Here is an 18734-nt window from a genome sequence, read left to right on the forward strand (position 1 = left end):
TGGGAGAAAATCGCAGGTTCGTCCGCGCGGCTACGCGAAGAACTTGTCGGGGTCCTCCTGACCGTTGCCGCCCTTCGCTCCGGCGTGACCGTTGGAGGATGAAGTTCCCGCCGGATGCAGGACCGGGGCGGTCAAACGGCCGCCGGCTGCGGTCCCGCGCGCCGACCGCGCCTGCGCCGCCGTCCGGCGCGTCGGGCCGGCATGCGCCCCACGGTTGGCGGAGCCTGCCCCGGCCGCCTGGCCGGAGTGCTCGGGTTCGGACGAGCCCCGCGCCATCCGCAGCAACTCGCCCACGGCGAGGCGGACCTGTTCAGCCTGCGACTTGAGTTCCTCAGCGGACGCGGAGGACTCTTCGGCCAGGGCCGCGTTGTCCTGGGTGATCTTGTCCATGCTCGCGACGGCCGTATTCAGCTGGCCGATGCCCTCGCTTTGTTCGTGGGACGATTGGGCAATCTCGGCGATGCGTTCGTCGAGCTGCCGGGTCTTCTCCACGATGGCGGAGAGATTGGTGGCCATCTTGTCGCTGATGCGCGCGCCCTGCTCGCTCTTCTCGGTCGAGGCGGAAATCTTGTCGGCGGTTTCCTTGGCGGCGGCGGCGCTGCGTTGCGCCAGCGAGCGCACCTCCTCGGCGACGACGGCGAAACCCATCCCGGCCTCGCCGGCGCGCGCCGCTTCGACGGCCGCGTTCAGCGCGAGGATGTTAGTCTGGAAGGCGATCTCATCGATCGTCTTGATGATCTTCGAAATTTCGGTGCTGGAGTCCTTGATCGCGGCCATCGCCGTCTTCATCTGCTCCATTTCCACGGCGCCGGCGTCGGCGGTCTGGCGGGCCTGGTTGGCGAGCGCCTTCGCGTTCTGAGCGTTCTCGGAATTCCGGCCGGTCATGCTGGCCATCTCATGCAACGACGAGCTGGTCTCCTCGAGGGAGGCGGCCTGCTGCGACGCTCCGCTGGCCATCGATTGGCTCGCCTGCGCCACCTGCAGCGCCGCGGCCGCGGTCTTGTCGGACTCGGTCGCCAGACGGCCGGCCACCTGCGTGATCCGGCGGGTGACGCCGCGCGTGATGAGCCACGCCAGCAGCACGCCGATGCCGATGCCGATGCCGGTGATCGTGAGCATGATCATCTCGTTGCGGTGCTGTTCGGCGCGCGTGCGCTGCTCCAGTTCGCTCTGAAAATCGTGCACGGCGGTCTTCACGCGACCGACGGTCGCGGTGAACTCCGGGGCGAGCCGGTTGACGCGCTCGCCGAGGATCTTGGCGCGGGCCTCCTGGCCGGCCACCACCTGATCGAGGCCGTTCTTATACGTGGTCGTGGTCTGCAGCAGCTTGCCGAGCAGCTCGGTCTTGGCGGCGTCCTTCAAGGTCTCGTCCAGCTGCTCCATCTCCTGCTGGTCCTTCTGCATCTTCTGAATCTGCGCGCTGGTGATTTCGAGCGCGGCGTGCGCGGCGGTCGCTTTGGTGCCGTCGGAGGTGAGCAGGAAACCGTTCACGAGGCTGGTGCACTCGAAGAACGCCTTGAGCCCGTTCGAAATCTGGAAGGCGGCGTTCATGTCGCCCTGGGTCTTGGCTTGGGCCAGCATCTGCTGGAGCCCATCGGCGAGCACCTGCGCCTGCGGGGTCAGCACGTCGTTTTCGACGGCCACCCGGGCCTTGTGATTGGCGACGACATCGGTGAACGCCGTGTTGTAGGCGGCCAGCAACTCGCGGGCTTTTGCGATCTCGGTCGCGCGGGCGGGATCGACGATGAGCTGGGCAGCCTGGCCGAGGTCGGCGTCGAGCGTACGTTTGGCGGTGTTGTAGGCCGTGATGCTCTCGGTGGAGCCCGTCGCGAGGAAGTTGTTCACCTCGAGTTTGAGTGCCTGCATCGAGGACTCGAGCGAGGCGGCGGCGTAGGTTTCCTGGGCGCTGCCGGCATACGCCGTCAGTCGCTGGCCCGCGCCACCGAGGGCAAAGTAGCCGACCGCGGCCACCAGCATGAGCAGCAGAAACAGCAGGCTGAAGCCGGAGGCGATCTTTTTGCCGATGGTGAGATTCTGGAATGACATAACAGGGGAAACAGAACCCGAGTCCCGTGGATGACTCAGGATTCGTTAACGGTGAACTTGATGGGGATGGTGACGTGAATGGCGACCGGCTTGCCGTCCTGACGGGCGGGTTTGAATTTCCATTTCTTTAACGCCTCGACGGCCGGCGGATCGAATTTCTCGTTGCTGGACTTGAGCACGGTAGTTTCGGCAACGTTACCCTGCTCGTCGATCATGCATTTGACCATGACGACGCCGGAGACGCCAGCCTCGCGCAGTTCGCGCGGATAATTTGGCTTCACCGTTCGTACCGGCACGGGGTTTTCCTGCACAGCCGCAAGCACGACTGGCGACAACAGACAGGCGGCAAGGCAAGCGGCAAAAAATCGCTTCATGAGCAACAGAACATCTGGGTTGGGAAGGTGTAGGGACGGCAAACCGCCAGCCGGCTGGTGGCAGCTCGACCATCCCCGCCAATCGACACTTTCGGGCAGAACTAAAACCAAGGCGTCCCGGTTTTTTTGCGGTGCACCCCGGCAAGCGCACGTGCGGGGTAGTGGCGATGGTGCTGCCAAAGAATTGTAGATCCATGCAACCACCGCCATTGCAATTGGCGGCACAATTTGCACGCTGGGCCCGCCCCTCTGACTGGAATGCTGCCCGAAGAAAAACTGCGTCGCACCCCTGCCCTTGTCGGCGCGCTGGTGGTGGTCGCGGCACTAAGCCGGTTAATCGCCGCGCTGGTGCTGCCCGGGACGCCCGTGGCGGTCTCCTACGCCAGCGGCGTGCTGGTACTGCTGGGCTTGGCGCTCTGGCTGCACGGTCGGGGCCAGTGGGCCCGGACAGGGGTGGCGGCCGCCGGGCTGGCCTTCATCGCCGTGTTGGCAGTGATCGCGTTGGATATTCGTGACGGCAACCTGAGTCTGGGGGGCTGGCTGCCTCCGACGTCGCTGGCGACGCCGGCACCGACCGGGCTGCGGCTGCCGATCGAGACCGCCCTCCTGCTCGGCGCGGCGGCGGTGGCCCAGGCGCTCGTGTCGCTGGGAGGCCGGCGACGTCCTTACGGGCTCTGGTTCGCCGTCGTCGTCGTCGCGGTCGCTGGCGCCACGCTGGCGATGCATGGGATGGCCTTGGTGACGAAGTATGCGCGGCCCTTGGACATTGGGGCCTTCGATGCCGCCCTGCTCCTGGTGGTTTCGCTGGCCTGCGTTCTCTCCTGGCCCGAAGGACGGTTCGTCCGGATGCTGCTGGCGACATCGGCGGTGGGCACGCTGACGCGGCGGATGTTTTATGGCATGACGCTGCTGCCGGCCGGCTTGATCGGGCTGACGCTGCTGCTGATCACGCTGCGCTGGATCGAGCCGATTTCGGCTCCGATCTTCCTGCTTTCCGGGCTGATCATCGCCGGGCTGATCCACGCGATGGCCTCGGCGGGAGCCGCCAGCACACTCGACGAACGTCGCAAGGCCGCCGAGAGCGAGCACGCGCGGCTCAATGCCGTGCTGGAACAGCAGGCCGCCCGGCTCCAGGAACTCGTGGCCCGGCGCACGAGCGAGCTCCGCACGCTGAGCGTGAATCTCCGCACCACCACGCGCGAGAACGCCCAGCTCGGGCTGGTGGCGCGCAACACCACCAACGGCGTGGTGATCACCGACGGCGAGGGCAATCTCGAGTGGGCCAACACCGCCTTCGAGCGGATGACCGGCTACACCCTGGCCGAGGTGAAGGGCCGCAAACCGGGTCAGTTCCTGCAGGGTCCGGATACCGATCCCGCAGTCGTCGCGCAGATCCGCCGCGCCCTCGAGACCGGTGAGCGCTGCTACGCCGAGGTGCTCAACTACACGAAGAGCCGGCATCCCTACTGGCAGATCGTGGACATGGAGCCGGTGCGCGACGCGAGCGGCAAATTGATCAACTGGATCGCGATCCAGACCGACGTCACCGCTCATCGTCTGGCCGAGCAGCACCTGCGCACGCTCAACGAGCGGCTGCAGCTCGCCACGCAATCCGCGGCGCTGGGCGTGTGGGAATGGGATGCCAACACGCAGAAGCACACCTGGGACGACCGCACCCATACCATCCACGGGCTGAAGCCCGGCGAGTTCGACGGCAGCTTCGAAGGTTGGATGAAATGCCTGCATCCGGACGACCGGCGGCTCGCCGAGGCGCGCTTCCAGCTCGTACTCGCCGGGGGCAATTTCTACGACCAGGAATTTCGGTTGGTGCCGTCGAGCGACGGCGTCATCCGGCACGTGGAATCCCGGGCGGTGGTACAGCGCGATGCGCAGGGGCGACTGCTGCGGATCACCGGGACGAGTCGCGACATCACGGTCGAGCGGGAGAACGAGGAGCGGCTGCGGGCGCTGAACGACCGATTGCAGCTCGCGTTGCGCGCCTCGCGCTATGGCGTGTGGGATCTCAACCCAGCGACGGGCCGGTTCATCTGGGACGACCGCCTTTTCCAGATCTACGGCGTCACGCGCGAGACGTTCCCGTGCACGTCCGAAGCGTGGCTCAACCTGCTGCATCCGGATGACCGCAGCCGAATGGAGCACACGATCCACGCCCCGCGACCAGGGCACGACGAGATCGACAACGAATTCCGCATCATCGTGCAGGGCGGTTTTCTCCGGCACATCGAAACGCATGGCTACGTGCGGCGCGACGAACACGGCCGGCCGGTGCGGATCGTGGGCATGGATCGCGACATCACGGCCGAGAAGCAGACGCTCGAAGCGCTGCGGATGGCCGAGGAGCGCTGGCAACTCGCGGTGGAAGGCACGAACGACGGCGTGTGGGATTGGAACGTCGCCACGGGCGTCACCTACCACGACCAGCGCTGGTTCCAGATGCTCGGCTACGAGCCGGGAGAAGTGGCCGACACGATCGAGGCCTGGAACAGCCTCGTGCATCCCGACGATCTGCCGGCCAACCTGTCCGCCACCGAGGATCATTTCGCGCGGCGCTCACCGCTTTACCACCACGAATACCGGATCCGGACGAAATCCGGCGAATGGAAGTGGATCATGGATCGCGGCAAGGTGGTTTCGCGCGATGGCCACGGCCAGCCGCTGCGCATGGTCGGCATGCACACCGACGTGACCGCGCGGAAGAGTCTCGAGCAGCGGCTGCACCAGTTCGAGCAGCTGGCGACGCAGGTCAGCGAGCTCACGCAAATCGGCGGCTGGGAGCTCGACCTCGACACGATGCAGCTGACCTGGTCGGAACAGGTCCGGCGATTGCACGAGGTGGACGAGGATTACCGGCCGACGGTGCACACCTCGATCGAGTTCTATGCGCCGGAGGTCCGCGACACGCTTTCGTCCGCGTTGAAGGCGGCGATGACGCAGGGCCGCTCCTACGATTTGGAACTGCCGTTGGTGACCGCGAAAGGCCGTCGCATCTGGGTACGGGCGCTAACCCGCGCCGAGTTCCGCGACAACAAACCGGTCCGGCTGATCGGCGCGCTGCAGGATATCAGCAGCCGGCGCGACAGCGAGGAGGCGCGCCGCAAGCTGGAGTTCCAGCTGTTCCAGGCGCAGAAGATGGAAACGCTCGGTACGCTGGCCGGCGGCATCGCGCACGATTTCAACAATCTCCTTACCGGCATCATGGGTTACCAGGAGCTGGTGTCCGATGTGCTGGGGGAAAATTCGGAAGCCCGCGACTATCTCGCGCAGGCGCGCGGCGCCAGCGTGCGGGCCCGGGAGCTGGTGGAGCAGATCCTGACGTTCGGCCGGCAGTCGTCCGACGACCAGCACACGCCGCTCGACCTGGCGCTGGTCGTGGAGGAAGCGCGCCGACTCTTGCGCGCGACGATTCCGGCGACGATTGCGATCGAAACGCACATCGAGCCGGAGTGCGGTTTCGTGCAGGGCGACGCGACGCAGCTGCACCAGGTGCTGCTCAATCTCGGGTCGAATGCGGCGCACGCCATGCAGCTCAAAGGCGGCGTGCTGGCGATCGGGCTGCGCCGGGCGGACCGCACCACCTCGCGGAGCGCGACGCTCGCGACGCTGCCGCCGGGCGAGTACGTCGAGCTCAGCGTCACCGACAACGGCCACGGGATGGACGAGGGGACGCTGCAGCGGATCTTCGACCCGTTCTTCACCACCAAGGAAGTGCGGGAAGGCACGGGTTTGGGTCTGGCCGTGGTGCACGGGATCGTGCGGGCCCATCGCGGGGCCATCGATGTCGAGAGCCGGACCGGGATCGGATCGACGTTCCACATTTACCTGCCGGTTGCCGCCACGGAGGCGGAGAACGGCAGCGAACAAGCCGCGCAGGCGCCGCGGGGCGCGGGCGAGGTGATCTACATCGTCGATGACGAGGACACCGTCGCGAGCTTCACCAAGTTTGCGCTGGAGAACAAAGGCTATCGCGCCTCGACCGTTGACACCGCGGTGCAGTGTCTCGAGATGCTGCGGGCCAACCCGGGGGCGTGCTCCGTGCTCGTGACCGACCAGACGATGCCCGGCATGACCGGCACGGAACTCGCGATGAAGGTGCGCGAATTCGCTCCGGAGCTCCCGATCATCGTCATGTCGGGCTATTTTCTCAAAATCACGCCGCAAGAACTGGCGGAGATCGGCAAAGTGGAGCTACTCGGCAAGCCGTTCACGACAGACGAGCTCGCGTGGACGGTGCATCGCGCGCTGCATCCCGAGCCGGCGGTCGTGTAGCACGGCGAGCGAGCCTCACCGGCCAAGCCTGTTTCGGCGCAGCCCCTTCCTCCGCCTCGTTCTCTTTCCCTTTCTCGTTCTCTCTCTTCGCATCCCTCCTATCGGGCATTCCCTTGCGGCGAGATATAGAAGAAGAGAACAGGAACGAGAAAGAGAACGATTCTGAGGAGAACGAATGAGAGAATGAGAAAGACCCGGACGCGGTGGTGCGCGGTGGCGTACCTGCGCCGGGCCCAGAAAGCAAAAAGGGCCGGTCGGAGACCGGCCCTACTCTGGCTGGGGGAAACGGGCGATCAGCTCTGCAGGAGCTTCAGCACGCTCATCGGGGTCTGATTCGCTTGCGCCAACATCGCGGTGCCGGACTGCACGAGGATGTTGTATTTCGAATACTCCGTCGACTCCTGCGCCACGTCGACGTCGCGAATGCGCGAGATCGCGGACGAGAGGTTTTCGTACTCGACCGACAGCGTGGTCGACGCGAGCTCGAGCCGCGATTGCGATGCACCGAGCGAGGCTCGCTCGGTGGCGACGTCCTGAATCGCCGAGGTGATCTTCGCGATGGCGTCGCTGTCGGTGAGCGCGATCTCGTCGTAGTCGCCGGCGGCGTCCTGATGGATGATCGACCACATCGCGCCGGTGGAATCGCGGAAGTTGGAATTCGGGATGGTCATCTCCTGGCCCACGGCCTGGCCGATCGTGACGGTCAGCCCGCCGGTGGCGCTGGAGCCGAAGAGCGTGATGCCGTTGAAGGCGCCGAGCGGTGCGCTGACGTCGGCGGTCCCGCCGATATCCGCGGTGGTGCCTCCGATTGTGGCGCGGAGCTGAGCCTGCAGCGCGACGAACTCCTGGCTATACAGGGCGATGTCGCCGCTGCTCTTGGTCACGTCCTTGGCGAGAATGGCGAGCTCGCTCATGCGCGAGAGCACCTTCGTCATTCCGCTCATGAAGCCATCGGCGGTCTGGATGTACGAGATGGCGTTCTGGACGTTGGTCGTGGCAGCGCGGACGCGGCGGTTCTGGGCGTCGAGTTTTTCCGACACGGCGAGGCCAGCGGCATCGTCGGACGGGTTGACAATCTTCGAACCCGACGAGAGCCGGGTGAGGGAGCGGCCGAGGGCTTCCTGGCTCGCGCTGAGCGAGCGGGCGGCGGCCATCGCCTGGATGTTGGTATTGATGACGCTCATGGTCTGGTCGGGTTGGAGCTGGTTGTTGTTGTTGGATGAAGGTCGAGCAGCGGACGGGCCGGCTCAGGTTTGCGAGCCCGACGGCGAGCCGGCGGGGGCGGGTTTGGCCGGCGCCTTGGCGGCGACGGGGAGTTTGGGCAGGGCATCCGCACGGACGGCGGCGGCCTGGTTGCTGGCGGCGATCGCGGCGAGAACTTCCTTGCGAAAGATGGGAACGTCGCGCGGGGCGGAGATCCCAATCTTCACAAAGTCGCCCTCGATCCGGGTGATCTTGATCTCAATCGAGTCACCAATGACGATCGCTTCGTTGACTTTGCGCGAAAGGACGAGCATGGCGGGGTTTCTCAGGCACTGCGTTCGCACGTGCGGGCCGGCGAACGGTCGATGAGCAGGTGGTGGGCGCTGTAGCGGGAATAGTTGGAGATGACCAGCTGCCGGCCAACGCGCGTCCGGCGGTTGACGATCAGCGGGCCGACGAGGTTGACCGAGGCATCGATCGGCTGCTGCTGGCGCAGCGTGACAATGTTGAGGACCATCGCCTGCGAGGGATCCTCGATGCCCAGCTGGAGCGCATCCTCGTCGAAAATTTCGGGCTCGTAATCCGGCACGATCCCGCCCGGTTCCATGACGATGAAGTGAATGGTGTCCGGTCCGTGGAGGCGCATCCAGAGGAACGGAAGATGGTCCGGCATGTAGAGCAACTCGGCCCGGGTGTATTGGGAGAAGCCGATGATGCCGTTCGGCAGGGTGATTTCGTTCGCGGTGGGCTGCTCGAAATCGATCGGGGTGAGATCAAAGATGACTTTCATGACGAGAGAAAGGGCGGCTGGAGTTAACGGATGTAGTCGAGGAGCGAGAGGTTCATCACCTTGGTCGTGGAGGCCAACGCGGCTTCGTAAGCGGTCTGGAGCTGGGTCAACTTCACGATGGCAGTGGGGAGATCGAGGGAGGATTCGTCGGAAACGCGGGATTCGAGGTTCGTCGCGCCGTCGGCCTGCTGCGACTTGGCGGCTTCGATGCGCGTCTGGATGCCGCCCACGTCAGCCATCGCGCCGATGACGGTGTTTTCACCGACCTGCAGCGCCGGCTGCGTGGCCCGCACCTGGTCGGGATCCCCGCTGGCCAGCGCATCGCGGAGCGAGATCAGCGCGTTGAGCATGTCGGCGATGTCTTCGTTCGTGGAGCCGCTGGTCGTGGCGACGACGGTGGTGGCTTCCGAAAGCTGAATGGGCGCGCCGTCGCTGTTGCCGCCGTATTCGACGAGCCCCGTGGTCGTGTTGATTTCGAACGGCTTGTTCGAGACGTCGGTGCCGGCGAAAACGTAGTCGTTCCCCGACTGGCTATTCGCATGCTGCAGCGCCTGCTCGACCATTTGGGAGACCTCGATGGCGTAAGCGTTCATCTGGTCGCTGCTCATCGCGCCGGTGCCCAGCGTCGCCAGCTCGTTGGCGCGGTCGGAGATCTGCTTGAGCCCCTTCAGCCCGGAGTACGCGGTTTGGGACAGCGTGAGCGCGCGGTTGGCGTTTGCCTCATACTGGGCGAGTCGCCGTTGCTCGCTCTGCAGCGTGAGCACGCGGCCGACGGCGGCGGGGTCGTCTTCCGGATTGGTGATCCGACGACCGCTCCCGACCTGCTGCTGGAGTTTGGATTGGTTGGCCGAAAGCTGCTGGATCTGGCGCAGCATGACCTCCGAGGCGGTGTTACTCGCGATTCTCATGACGAAAGGGCTCAGACACCGAGTTGTTCGACGACGACCCCGAGCAGTTTATCGATCGTCTGGAAGACGCGCGAGGACGCTTGGAACGCGCGCTGGTATTTCAGGAGGTCGGAAAGCTCCTCATCGAGCGACACGCCGCTGACGGCGTCGCGTTGCGAGCGCACGAGCTGCTCGATCGATTCCTGGCTGTTGAGCCGGGTCGTGGCGCCGGCCGTGGCCTGGCCGAGTCCGCTGACGGCGCTGCTATAGAAGCTGCTGAGGGTGCCGTCGATCAGGTCCGGCGGGGCGCCGGTGGTCGAGAAACGGCGCGTGGCGAGCTGCGCGATCGCGAGCGCAACGGAATTGTCCCCGGCGGGCGCACCCGCGGTGCCATCGTTCGCATGGAGCGAGAACGCGGTCAGCCCACTCGCGAGCTGGAACGTGCCGGCGGTGATCGGATCGCCGTTGCCGTCGAGCGTGGCGAAGAAGTCGTCGGCGGCGACGCCGCCGGGATTGTAGATTTCGTTGACCGATGCGGTCAGCTGCTGCGCGATCAGCGTCAGTTGATCACGGAGCGGCTGGACGCCCTCGTTGTGCGCGCTGAGCGAGCCCTGGATCGCGCCCGAGGTAAGGCCGAGCACCGTGGTCGGGGTCCCGGCGCTGATCGTGTCGGTCGCCGGATCAAAGGAAACAGGGCCGGTGATCGAGTCGGAATCGACCAGAACCACGGGGGCGCCGTTGGCGTCCGGTGACGAAACGATCACCTGACCGGTGGAGATTTCCTGAACGTCGATCGTCAGTTTGGTCGCGAGCTTTTCCAAGGCCGCCTGCCGCTGGTCGCGCAGATCGACGGCGGAGCCGGGACGTTCCACTTCGAAGCGGGCGATCTGGTTGTTCAGATCGGAGATCGTGGCGAGCAGCTTATTCGCTTCGCCCACGTCGGTCTGGATCTGCGAATGCAGGTCGGCCTGCACCTGGGCCAGCCGCTTGTCGGCGAGCTGCACGCGGTCGGTGAGAATGCTCGCGGTCTGGAGAAGACTCTGGCGGATCCCGGTGTCAGTCGGGTTGCTCGCGAAACCCTGGAACGCGTTGAACAGGTCGTCGAGGCCGGCGCCGATACCCGCATCGCTGGTGCTGGCGCTCGCGCTCACCGAGGAGCCCACGCTCGAGATGTCCTGGCCGAGCGCCGCCTGCGCGCGCTGATAGGCTTTTTGCTGCGCGGCGAAGTAGGACGTGAGCGACGTCTCCCGCGTCACCTGGTTGTCGATCAGCATGTCCCGCAGCTGCTGCACGCCGAGCGCCTCGAGCCCGAGGCTGTAGGCGCCGTCGGGCGTGACGATCGTGCCGCGATCGCCGTACACCACGCGTTGCCGCGCGTAGGAGGCGTTGTTGACGTTGGCGAGGTTCTTGCCGGCGGTCTCAATCGAGCGGCTGTGCGCGCTGAGGGCGCCGACGGTGCTGTTGAGACTGGCGAAGAGACCGGACATGGGGATGTTGGATTTTCGATTTTGGATTTTCGATTGGCGGATTCCGGCGGGCGTTCAGCCGAGCTCGAAATCTCCCATCGAAGATCGAAAGGGGGATCAGCCGGCGACGCGCAGCGACGGAGCGCCGACCGCGCCGGCGAGCGAGACGCGACCGGTCGGTGAATAGGTTTTGGTGAACGCGTCCGGCCGGAGCTGACGCAGCGTCTCCTGGTGGAGCTCGAGCGTGCGGGCGAGGAGCGTCTGGGTCTGACGACTGGCGCGGCGGACGCGATGGAGGAGTACGTTGACTTCGTTGATCAAGGCTTCGAGGAGCGGACGCGCGTCGGCCTCGATGTGCGGCAGCAGGGCGCGGATCGTGGCATTCGCCGGCTGCCGAACGGAGTCGGCCAGGGCCGCAACGGTCTGCTCGCGCCGGCGGCGGCAGTCCTGCAGGACATGGGCCTGGTCTTCGATCTCGCCACCGAGCCGGAGCACGGTGTCGGGATCACGATGGAAAAGGCTTTCCTGCTGTTGCTCGAAGAGACGCAGGAGCGTGCCGTATTCGAGGAGTTCCTGCCGCAGACATTCGGCGACGAGTTGCCAGTGCATGTTCAAAGGGTGGTTGAGGACTTTGGAGTGCGCGGAGCCAATTGCTGTTCGAGCAGCCGACCGAGGCCGAGCCCGGTGCCGCGCGTGAGTTGCTGGGCGAGCGTATCGGTGAGCATGTCGCCATACACCGAGCTGGCCGCGCCGCCCTCTTTGCCGAGCATCGAGGTCATGGTGGGAGCCAGGAGCTGGCGGACGAGAATCGCTTCGAACTGCGCGGCCACTTCGGCGCGCTGGACTTCGGGCGCGGCCTTGCGCAACACGGCGGGCGTGAGCGGCTGCTTCGCGCGGGCAACGTGCTCGGCGGCGGAGGTGGCGGAGACCGAATTGAGCGCGGGAATGTTCATGGCTCAGTTGATCACCAGCTCGGCTTGGAGCGCGCCCGAGCGTTTCAGGCTTTGGAAAATCGCCATCATCTCGCGAGTCGAGACGCCGAGCGCGTTCAGCGCGGCGGCCAGGCGTTCGATCGTCGGCGGCTCATTCAACACCGTGAAGCCGCCTTTGACCTCGTTGACGTTCGTCTGCGTGCTCTGCAGCGGCACCGTCTGGCCCGCGCCGAACGCGTTGGGCTGGCTCGCGCCCATGTTGGAGCTCACGGTGATCGTCAGCGAGCCGAGCGCGATCGCGACCTGCGAGAGTCGGACCGTGGACGTGGCGACAATCGTGCCGGTGCGCTCGTTGATCACGACGCGGGCCAGCGTATCGGGCACGACTTCGATCATGCCGAGGTCAGCGATGAAGGCGACGTCCTGCCCCGCATAGTTGGCCGGCAGGCTGACCGCGATCGTCGCCGCATCGACGGCCGAGGCCATGGCCGGCCACTTGCCGTTGATCGCGTCCGCCATCCGCGCCGCGGAGGTGAAATCCGGATTGTGCAGCAACAGCCGCAGCTGGTTGTCGCGGACGAAGGTCGCCGCGATCTCGCGCTCAACGATGCCGCCGTTGCTGATCACGCCCACCGTCGGGTGATTCTTCTGGACGGTTGCGCCGCCGGCGCCGCCCGCGCCGCCGAGAAATCCGCCGACCGCCACCGCGCCCTGCGCGACCGCGTAGACCTTGCCATCGCCGCCGATGAGCGGCGTCTGGAGCAGCACCCCACCCTGCAGCGATTTCGCATCGCCGAGCGAAGCCACGTTGACGTCGATTCGCGAGCCGGGTTTCAGGAAGGGGCCGATGTCGGCGGTGACCATCACGGCCGCGGCGTTCTTCGCCTTGATATCCGTCGGGCTCACCACAACGCCGTAACGCTGGAGAATATTCGCGACGCTGCGCAGCGTCGCCTGCGCGTTGCTGTCGCCGTCACCCGCCAGTCCGGCCACGATGCCGTAGCCGACGATCTGGTTGTCGCGACCGCCCTCGACGAGGGTGAGGTCCTTGACGCGGGACGCGTGCCCCGACGCCGAGCACAACAGGCCCAGTATCGCGGTGAGAATCCACCGCTCGCTGCTGCGGGCCATCTTCGTGAAAGTGCGTCGTGCTGGGTTCATCCGTGCTCCTGTTTCCAGTGGGGCTAGTTCGTCAGGCGTGGGCGCTCAGAACGGCCGGAGCTTTTCGTAGAGCTTGGCAAACCAGCCGCGCTTCTGCGCGTCGGTGAGCTGGCCTTCGCTGTAAAACTCGACGCGGGCATCCGCGATGTTCGAGGACGCCACCGTGTTATCGCGGCCGACGTCGTCGGCGCGAACCAGCCCGTGCAGGACGACGTACTGCGTCTCGCCGGAGAACGTGACGATGCGCGTGCCTTCAATGACGAAGTTGCCATTGGGCAGCACGTCGGTGACGAGCACCGCCGCGCGGGCCGAGAGGCTCTGCGTATTGCTGATGTCACCACCGCCGGAATAGGACGCGGAGCCGCCCAGCTTCAGGCCGGGGAGTCCGCCGCGGTGCGTGAGCGCACGGCTGTTGGCGTAAAGGAACTGCTGGACCGCGTCCTCGATGCTCGAATCGCGCGACGACTTCTTGCTCTGCGAGCTCTGCGCGATCGCGGTTTCGCTGACGACGATCGTGAGGATGTCGCCGATGCCGGAGGCCTTCTTGTCGGCAATCATCGAACGCTCCCGCGCCTGATCGGTGGGCCAGATCGAACCGGCGAACGCCGGCGCGCCGCAGCCCAGCGCCAGCGCCGCGAGCAGCAGACTGCCGCGCAGGTGACCGAGGGAAAGCTGGGAGATCGGCGTCATGTCAGAAGCGGACCTGCACGCGGTTTTCGTCGACCACCGTCGCGGCAAAGTCGCGGCGGGAAACGGGATTGCGGACCGTGACGGTCTCGCCCTGCGAGCCGTTCTCCATCGCCATGGCCTGCATGGTGATCAGGAGCTGGCCCTCGACGGCGGAAACCTCCACGAGATCGCCCTTGCGCACGAGCGGACGGCGCGCGATGTCGTGCCAGGTCAGCAGCCGGCCGGAGCCGATGGTGCGCGCGAAGGAGTAGCTGCGATCCCCCACATTGACCGGGAGCGCCTCGCGCTCGCGCAGCAGATCAACCCGGCGCGTGTCCAGCACAGCGGGATCGAAGGTCGAATCCTTGGCGAGAGGCTGGCGGGCCGCCCAGACGTCGCGCCACAAGGCGGCGCGGAGCACGAGCGTCGCGTCCGCGACGGCGATGCTATCGGCCAGCACGCGACAACGCACGAGCATCGAGGCAGACGGCACCGTCGGATATTCGGTGATCTCGATTGTCCAGATTTCGGCGAGCCGGGCCGGCGGTGACCAGGGGCGGATGAAGTCGAGTTGGAGATCGCCCTCGAGATTGAAGTGGCTGGAGAGATCGCTCGCTAGCGAGGCGACGAACCGCTCGCGCGTGAGCGGCGCGGGCTCGGCGACGGCGCGGGCGGCGAGGCTCGAGAGCGTGGCGACCAGCAGGAGGTAACGAAGAGCGCGCATGGTCAGCGTTTCATCTGCGCGACGTTCTGGAGCATCTCGTCCGAAGTCTGGATCGACTTGGAGTTAATCTCGTAGGCGCGCTGCGCGACGATGAGGTTCACCATTTCCTCGACGATGTTGACGTTCGAGGACTCGATATAGCCCTGCATGATCTGGCCGTAGCCCTGTTCGCCCGGCTGGCCGATCTCCGGCGTGCCGCTGGCCGCGGTTTCCTCGTAAAGATTGCCGCCGACGCTGCGCAGACCGGACGGGTTAGCGAAGCGCGTGACCGAGAGCCGGAAAGTGGTCGTGCCGTTCGCGCCGGTGAGCGTGACCTGACCGTTGTCGGAAATCGCCACGCCTTCCGTGCCCGCCGGGATCGCCTGGAAACCGCTGAGCACCGGGAGGCCGTCGATGGTGACCACCTGACCCTGGGCATTGAGCTTGAACGAGCCGTCGCGCGTGTAGGCAAACGTGCCGTCCGGCCGCTGGATTTCGAAGAACCCATCGCCCTGGATCGCGAGATCGAGCTTTTCGCCGGTGCTCGTGAGCTGCCCCTGCGTGAAAACCTTCGACGTGGCCGCGACGCGCGAGCCGTTGCCGACCTCCAAGCCAGTCGGGACAATGTTGCCGCCGCCCGAGTCGGTACCCGAAGCGCGAGTCGGCTTCTGATAAAGGAGGTCCTGGAACTCGATTTTGCTGCGCTTAAAGCCCGGCGTATTCACGTTCGCGAGATTGTTCGCGATCGTGTTGAGGTTGAGCTGCTGCGCCTCCATGCCGGTGGCGGCCGAGTAGAGCGAGAGGTTCATAGGAGGCTGGAGTTGAAAGCCAGAAATCCAGAGCCGAGAGCCAGACGCCCGGCGACACGGCCGGACTCTGGGCTGATGCCCCTCGGCTCTGGATTAAGAAATGGGGCCGGCCCGCCCCCATAGCGGGCTCGGCCATGTAGTCGTGATTGCGGTTGTCTGTCTGGGGAAGTCATGGGCGACGTTGGGGCGAGCGGTAGGTCAGCCGAGCATGTCGAGCGCTTTCTGCATCTGCTGATCCAGCGTGGTGATCATCCGCTGGTTCGCCTCGTAGGCGCGGGAAATGATGACGAGATCGACCATCTCGCGCAGCGGAGTGACGTTGCTGTTTTCGAGATAGCCCTGCAGCAGTTCGGGCTGGGTCACGGCTTCGGGCGCCATTCCGGCGGCCGGAACGAAGTAGCCGTTCGGCATCGGGATCAGCTGCGCGTTGTCGGCAAAACGCTGCACCGACATGTTGGCGACCGGAGTCTCCCCTTGGAAAATGCTGCCGTCGGTATTGATCGCCACCTGGTCGCCGTTCGGCAGGAACGTGATCGGACCGCCGCCGGCATTAAGAACCTCATCGCCGGTCCCCGTGACGAGCGTGCGGTCGGCCCGAACATGGAACTCGCCATTGCGCGTGTAGGCGAACGAGCCGTCCGGGCGGCGGACTTGGAAGAAACCATCGCCCTGAATCGCCACGTCGAAATCGCGCCGCGTCGGCTGGGTCTCACCGCTGACGAAGTTGATGCCGGAATTGACCTTCGGGAAAAGCGTGGGCACGCCCGCCTCGCTGCCGACCGGCCGCCGCGGATCGGACTGCAATTCGCCGGCCGGCTGCGTGGAGAAATTGATTGTCCGCTTGCGATAACCCGTGACCTGGCTCGAGGTGATGTTTTGCGCCACGGTCTCCTGCCAACGCTCAAGCGCGGACAGCGAGGATGCACTCTGGTAGAGACCGATGTTCATGGGCGAGCGCAGGAAGCAAAGCCGATGCCAACCACGCAAGTAGTTGATAATCAGAGAATCTAGCGCTCGCCGATGGGCGGTGGCAAATCTTGCCGGCCGGCCGGACGGCAGGAATTGCCCGCACGTACCCATCTGCACCAGGGCTCACCCGGCCGGCGTCACCGTCCCCGGGCGCTCCCGCAAGGACGGCTCGCGAAACACGAGAGCAAGTCGCGCCACCCTTCCGTTGCATGCCGCCTCCTGCAGCGATCCTGCAGCTTCCGCTTAAAACGCCGACGGAAAGCACTCGTGCGAGCTGTCAGCGGATCAGCGCTCGGCGGCGAAACCGCGCCTGGCCGACGAAGGGCGACCTAGCCGCCGCGGCTCATCCGCCCGCGGGGTACAAGCACTCTATCTCGATGCGCTCGCCGCAGCCGCACACGACGATGAGACGGACGACCTTGTCGCCTTCCTTGACCACCTCGACCGTTGGCTGCCCGTGATTCGCATGGGCCGCGGAGGTCGGTCGCGCCACGGGGGTCGGCGACGATGAGGCCGGCTGCACGCCAGCCACGATGGGCCGGAGCGAAGCGATGGAGAGGGTCTTCTTGCCTTGGAGAAAAGATTTCACGGGGCGGACGCGGGCGGGGCTGACGAGGTCGACGGGCTTTGCGTTGGGGCGGGTTCGCTCGGCCGTTTGCCAAGGGAAAGACTCAGCGTGATCCGCTGATTCGATTCGGCCTCCGGGCTCTCGCCTTCGACGGGCCGCGTATCTGCATAACCGGTTACGCGATCGATGAGCGCCGGATCCACGGCGTAGTGCACCAAGGCCCGACGGGCGGCATTCGCGCGGTCCGCGGAGAGCTCCCACGGGGTGTATTCGCCGGGGCCCAGGTCGAGCTGCGCTTTGGTGTGACCGTCGATGGTGACGCGAAATTTGTGCCGATCGACCGTCCACGACAGATTCTGCATGACGAAACGCCCCCATTCCGTGAATTCCGCGGTGTTGCCGACGAACACCGGTTTCCGGGCGCGATCGAACACCGTCAGCCGCAGCCCGTCCGCGGTCACCTGAATCTCGATCGGCTTGTCAGTGATGTCCTGGTCGAGCCGCAGCGTCTTGTAGAAGTCCGACGCGACGCTGTTCAGGAACGCCATCTCCATCTGGTTGTGTTTGGCTCGTTGCCGCTCGCCCTTGTCGGGCCCCTGCGAGCGCGACGATTGACTGTTGCTCGGCAATACGCCCGACGCGGCCAGCATCGGCGCCTGAAACGGGTTCTGAAAATACTGGGACGTGGCGATCAGGATTTTCTGATCCTGCGCCGAAATCCACAGCACCATGAAAAGGGCCATCATCGCGGTGACGAAGTCCGCGTAAGCCACCTTCCAGGCGCCACCGTGGCCGGCTGCTGCTTTTTTGCGGGCCATGGGTGTTAGTTGAGAGTTGAGGGTTGAGCGTTGAGAGCAAAAGCCGGCGCGCACCGAGGTACCGTCCGGTCTCCCAACTCTGAACTCTCAGCGTTCAACCTCATCGGCTTCATTTGACCGGCGGCAGCGCCTTCAGCGCCACCTCGAGTTCGTTCGCTCCCGGCTGCACGGAGCTGTCGAGCGAACGACGGGCGATTTCCACCGCAGTGAGCGGCGCCAGGCCTTTCGCGAAACCGGCGACCGCCTGCATGATGCAGCGCAGACACAGCAGGTCCGCGGCATTGTTGAATTTGATTCGGTTGGCGAGAGGGTTGACGAAACCGTAGGCGAAGAAGATGCCCAGCAGCGTGCCGGTCAGCGCGGCGGCCACCTTCTTGCCGACCATCTCAGGACCATCGGCAATGGCCGCCATGGTATTGATGATACCCAGCACCGCCGCGACGATGCCGATGCCGGGGAGCGAGTCGCCGACAAGCTGGAGCACGTGCACGGGATGATCCCACTCCTCGGACTTGGCGTCGATCTCGGCCTCCATGAGCTCCTCGAGCTGGTCGGGCTTGATCTTGCCGTCGATCACCGGCTTCAGCCCGTTGACGAGGAACTCCAGCCGGTCCGCATGATTCAGGACAGAGGGGTAGCGTTTGAAGATCACACTCTTTTCCGGTTCCATCACGTGTTCTTCGAGCGCGATCAGGCCGTTGCGGCGGCCGACCATGAAGATCTCGTAGAGCAGCTTGAGCAGGTCGAAGAATTCCTGACGTCCGGCATTCTGGCTGACGATGCAGCCTTTGACCTTGTGGACGATGTGCTTGAGCACGTGCCCCGGGCTGGCGATGACCAGCACGCCGGCCGCGATGCCGAGGATGACCACGAACTCGGAGGCGTGCAGCAACAGCACGGGGGAGCCACCGGCCAGCATGAAGCCGCCAATGGCCGAAGCGAAGACGATCAAACCTCCGATCAGGATGAGCATGCGAGGAAAGGCCGACGCCTAGCAGGTGGCGTTCACGCGCAGCGTCGTGACCGGCCGGAGGGAGCAAGCAGCCATGTTC

At 65.4% G+C, this 18734-nt stretch carries 18 protein-coding genes; 1 reads left to right on the top strand and 17 read right to left on the bottom strand.

From position 1 onward, the window contains the following. Positions 1 to 30: 30 nt before the first annotated feature. Together OTER_RS23525 and OTER_RS26065 are read right to left on the bottom strand one after the other, a co-directional pair. Positions 31 to 2046 (bottom strand): methyl-accepting chemotaxis protein, encoded by a 2016-nt coding sequence (locus tag OTER_RS23525; protein WP_012373212.1) that lies wholly within the window; start codon positions 2044 to 2046, stop codon positions 31 to 33. A gap of 35 nt (positions 2047 to 2081) precedes the next feature. After that, complete coding sequence (locus OTER_RS26065) at positions 2082 to 2420, bottom strand: energy transducer TonB (RefSeq protein WP_012373213.1); 339 nt, start codon at positions 2418 to 2420, stop codon at positions 2082 to 2084. 258 nt (positions 2421 to 2678) lie between these two features. Here OTER_RS26065 and OTER_RS01945 point away from each other — a divergent pair, with 258 nt between their 5' ends. Further along, complete coding sequence (locus OTER_RS01945; protein ID WP_012373214.1) at positions 2679 to 6707, top strand: PAS domain-containing hybrid sensor histidine kinase/response regulator; 4029 nt, start codon at positions 2679 to 2681, stop codon at positions 6705 to 6707. 293 nt (positions 6708 to 7000) lie between these two features. Here OTER_RS01945 and OTER_RS01950 read toward each other — a convergent pair whose 3' ends face one another. The 15 genes from OTER_RS01950 to OTER_RS02020 form a co-directional block, all read right to left on the bottom strand. Then, a complete protein-coding gene (locus OTER_RS01950; protein ID WP_012373215.1) occupies positions 7001 to 7891 on the bottom strand; it encodes a flagellin in 891 nt (296 codons plus the stop codon). A gap of 63 nt (positions 7892 to 7954) precedes the next feature. Beyond that, positions 7955 to 8224 carry a carbon storage regulator CsrA gene (csrA, locus tag OTER_RS01955; protein ID WP_012373216.1) on the bottom strand — a complete coding sequence of 90 codons (270 nt, stop codon included), beginning with the start codon at positions 8222 to 8224 and terminating at the stop codon, positions 7955 to 7957. Between the two features lie 11 nt (positions 8225 to 8235). Then, a complete protein-coding gene (gene fliW, locus OTER_RS01960) occupies positions 8236 to 8700 on the bottom strand; it encodes a flagellar assembly protein FliW (protein ID WP_012373217.1) in 465 nt (154 codons plus the stop codon). A 23-nt stretch (positions 8701 to 8723) separates the two neighbouring features. After that, the gene (locus tag OTER_RS01965; protein WP_012373218.1) at positions 8724 to 9608 is read right to left on the bottom strand and encodes a flagellin N-terminal helical domain-containing protein; all 885 of its coding nucleotides are present in this window, start codon (positions 9606 to 9608) and stop codon (positions 8724 to 8726) included. Positions 9609 to 9619: 11 nt separating this feature from the next. Then, positions 9620 to 11074, bottom strand: a complete 1455-nt coding sequence (flgK, locus tag OTER_RS01970) for a flagellar hook-associated protein FlgK (protein WP_012373219.1) — start codon at positions 11072 to 11074, stop codon at positions 9620 to 9622. Between the two features lie 96 nt (positions 11075 to 11170). After that, positions 11171 to 11662 (bottom strand): flagellar protein FlgN, encoded by a 492-nt coding sequence (locus OTER_RS01975; protein WP_012373220.1) that lies wholly within the window; start codon positions 11660 to 11662, stop codon positions 11171 to 11173. Positions 11663 to 11664: 2 nt separating this feature from the next. Further along, complete coding sequence (locus tag OTER_RS01980; RefSeq protein WP_012373221.1) at positions 11665 to 12006, bottom strand: rod-binding protein; 342 nt, start codon at positions 12004 to 12006, stop codon at positions 11665 to 11667. A gap of 3 nt (positions 12007 to 12009) precedes the next feature. After that, on the bottom strand, positions 12010 to 13146 hold the full coding sequence (locus OTER_RS01985) for a flagellar basal body P-ring protein FlgI (protein WP_012373222.1): 1137 nt from the start codon (positions 13144 to 13146) through the stop codon (positions 12010 to 12012). Positions 13147 to 13191: 45 nt separating this feature from the next. Beyond that, positions 13192 to 13836 (bottom strand): flagellar basal body L-ring protein FlgH, encoded by a 645-nt coding sequence (locus OTER_RS01990; protein ID WP_012373223.1) that lies wholly within the window; start codon positions 13834 to 13836, stop codon positions 13192 to 13194. Between the two features lies 1 nt (position 13837). After that, positions 13838 to 14539 carry a flagellar basal body P-ring formation chaperone FlgA gene (gene flgA, locus OTER_RS01995; protein ID WP_012373224.1) on the bottom strand — a complete coding sequence of 234 codons (702 nt, stop codon included), beginning with the start codon at positions 14537 to 14539 and terminating at the stop codon, positions 13838 to 13840. A gap of 2 nt (positions 14540 to 14541) precedes the next feature. Further along, positions 14542 to 15327, bottom strand: a complete 786-nt coding sequence (flgG, locus tag OTER_RS02000; protein ID WP_012373225.1) for a flagellar basal-body rod protein FlgG — start codon at positions 15325 to 15327, stop codon at positions 14542 to 14544. Positions 15328 to 15525: 198 nt separating this feature from the next. Further along, complete coding sequence (locus tag OTER_RS02005) at positions 15526 to 16275, bottom strand: flagellar hook-basal body protein (RefSeq protein WP_012373226.1); 750 nt, start codon at positions 16273 to 16275, stop codon at positions 15526 to 15528. Between the two features lie 364 nt (positions 16276 to 16639). Then, positions 16640 to 16885 (bottom strand): hypothetical protein, encoded by a 246-nt coding sequence (locus OTER_RS02010; RefSeq protein ID WP_012373227.1) that lies wholly within the window; start codon positions 16883 to 16885, stop codon positions 16640 to 16642. Then, a complete protein-coding gene (locus tag OTER_RS02015) occupies positions 16882 to 17682 on the bottom strand; it encodes a flagellar motor protein MotB (protein ID WP_012373228.1) in 801 nt (266 codons plus the stop codon). The genes OTER_RS02010 and OTER_RS02015 overlap by 4 nt, the downstream gene beginning before the upstream one ends. 109 nt (positions 17683 to 17791) lie before the next feature. Continuing rightward, positions 17792 to 18655: a motility-associated protein gene (locus OTER_RS02020; RefSeq protein ID WP_012373229.1), complete on the bottom strand. Its 864-nt coding sequence runs from the start codon at positions 18653 to 18655 to the stop codon at positions 17792 to 17794. Positions 18656 to 18734: the final 79 nt, after the last annotated feature.

Source organism: Opitutus terrae PB90-1 (assembly GCF_000019965.1).
GTDB classification, from domain to species: Bacteria; Verrucomicrobiota; Verrucomicrobiia; order Opitutales; family Opitutaceae; genus Opitutus; species Opitutus terrae.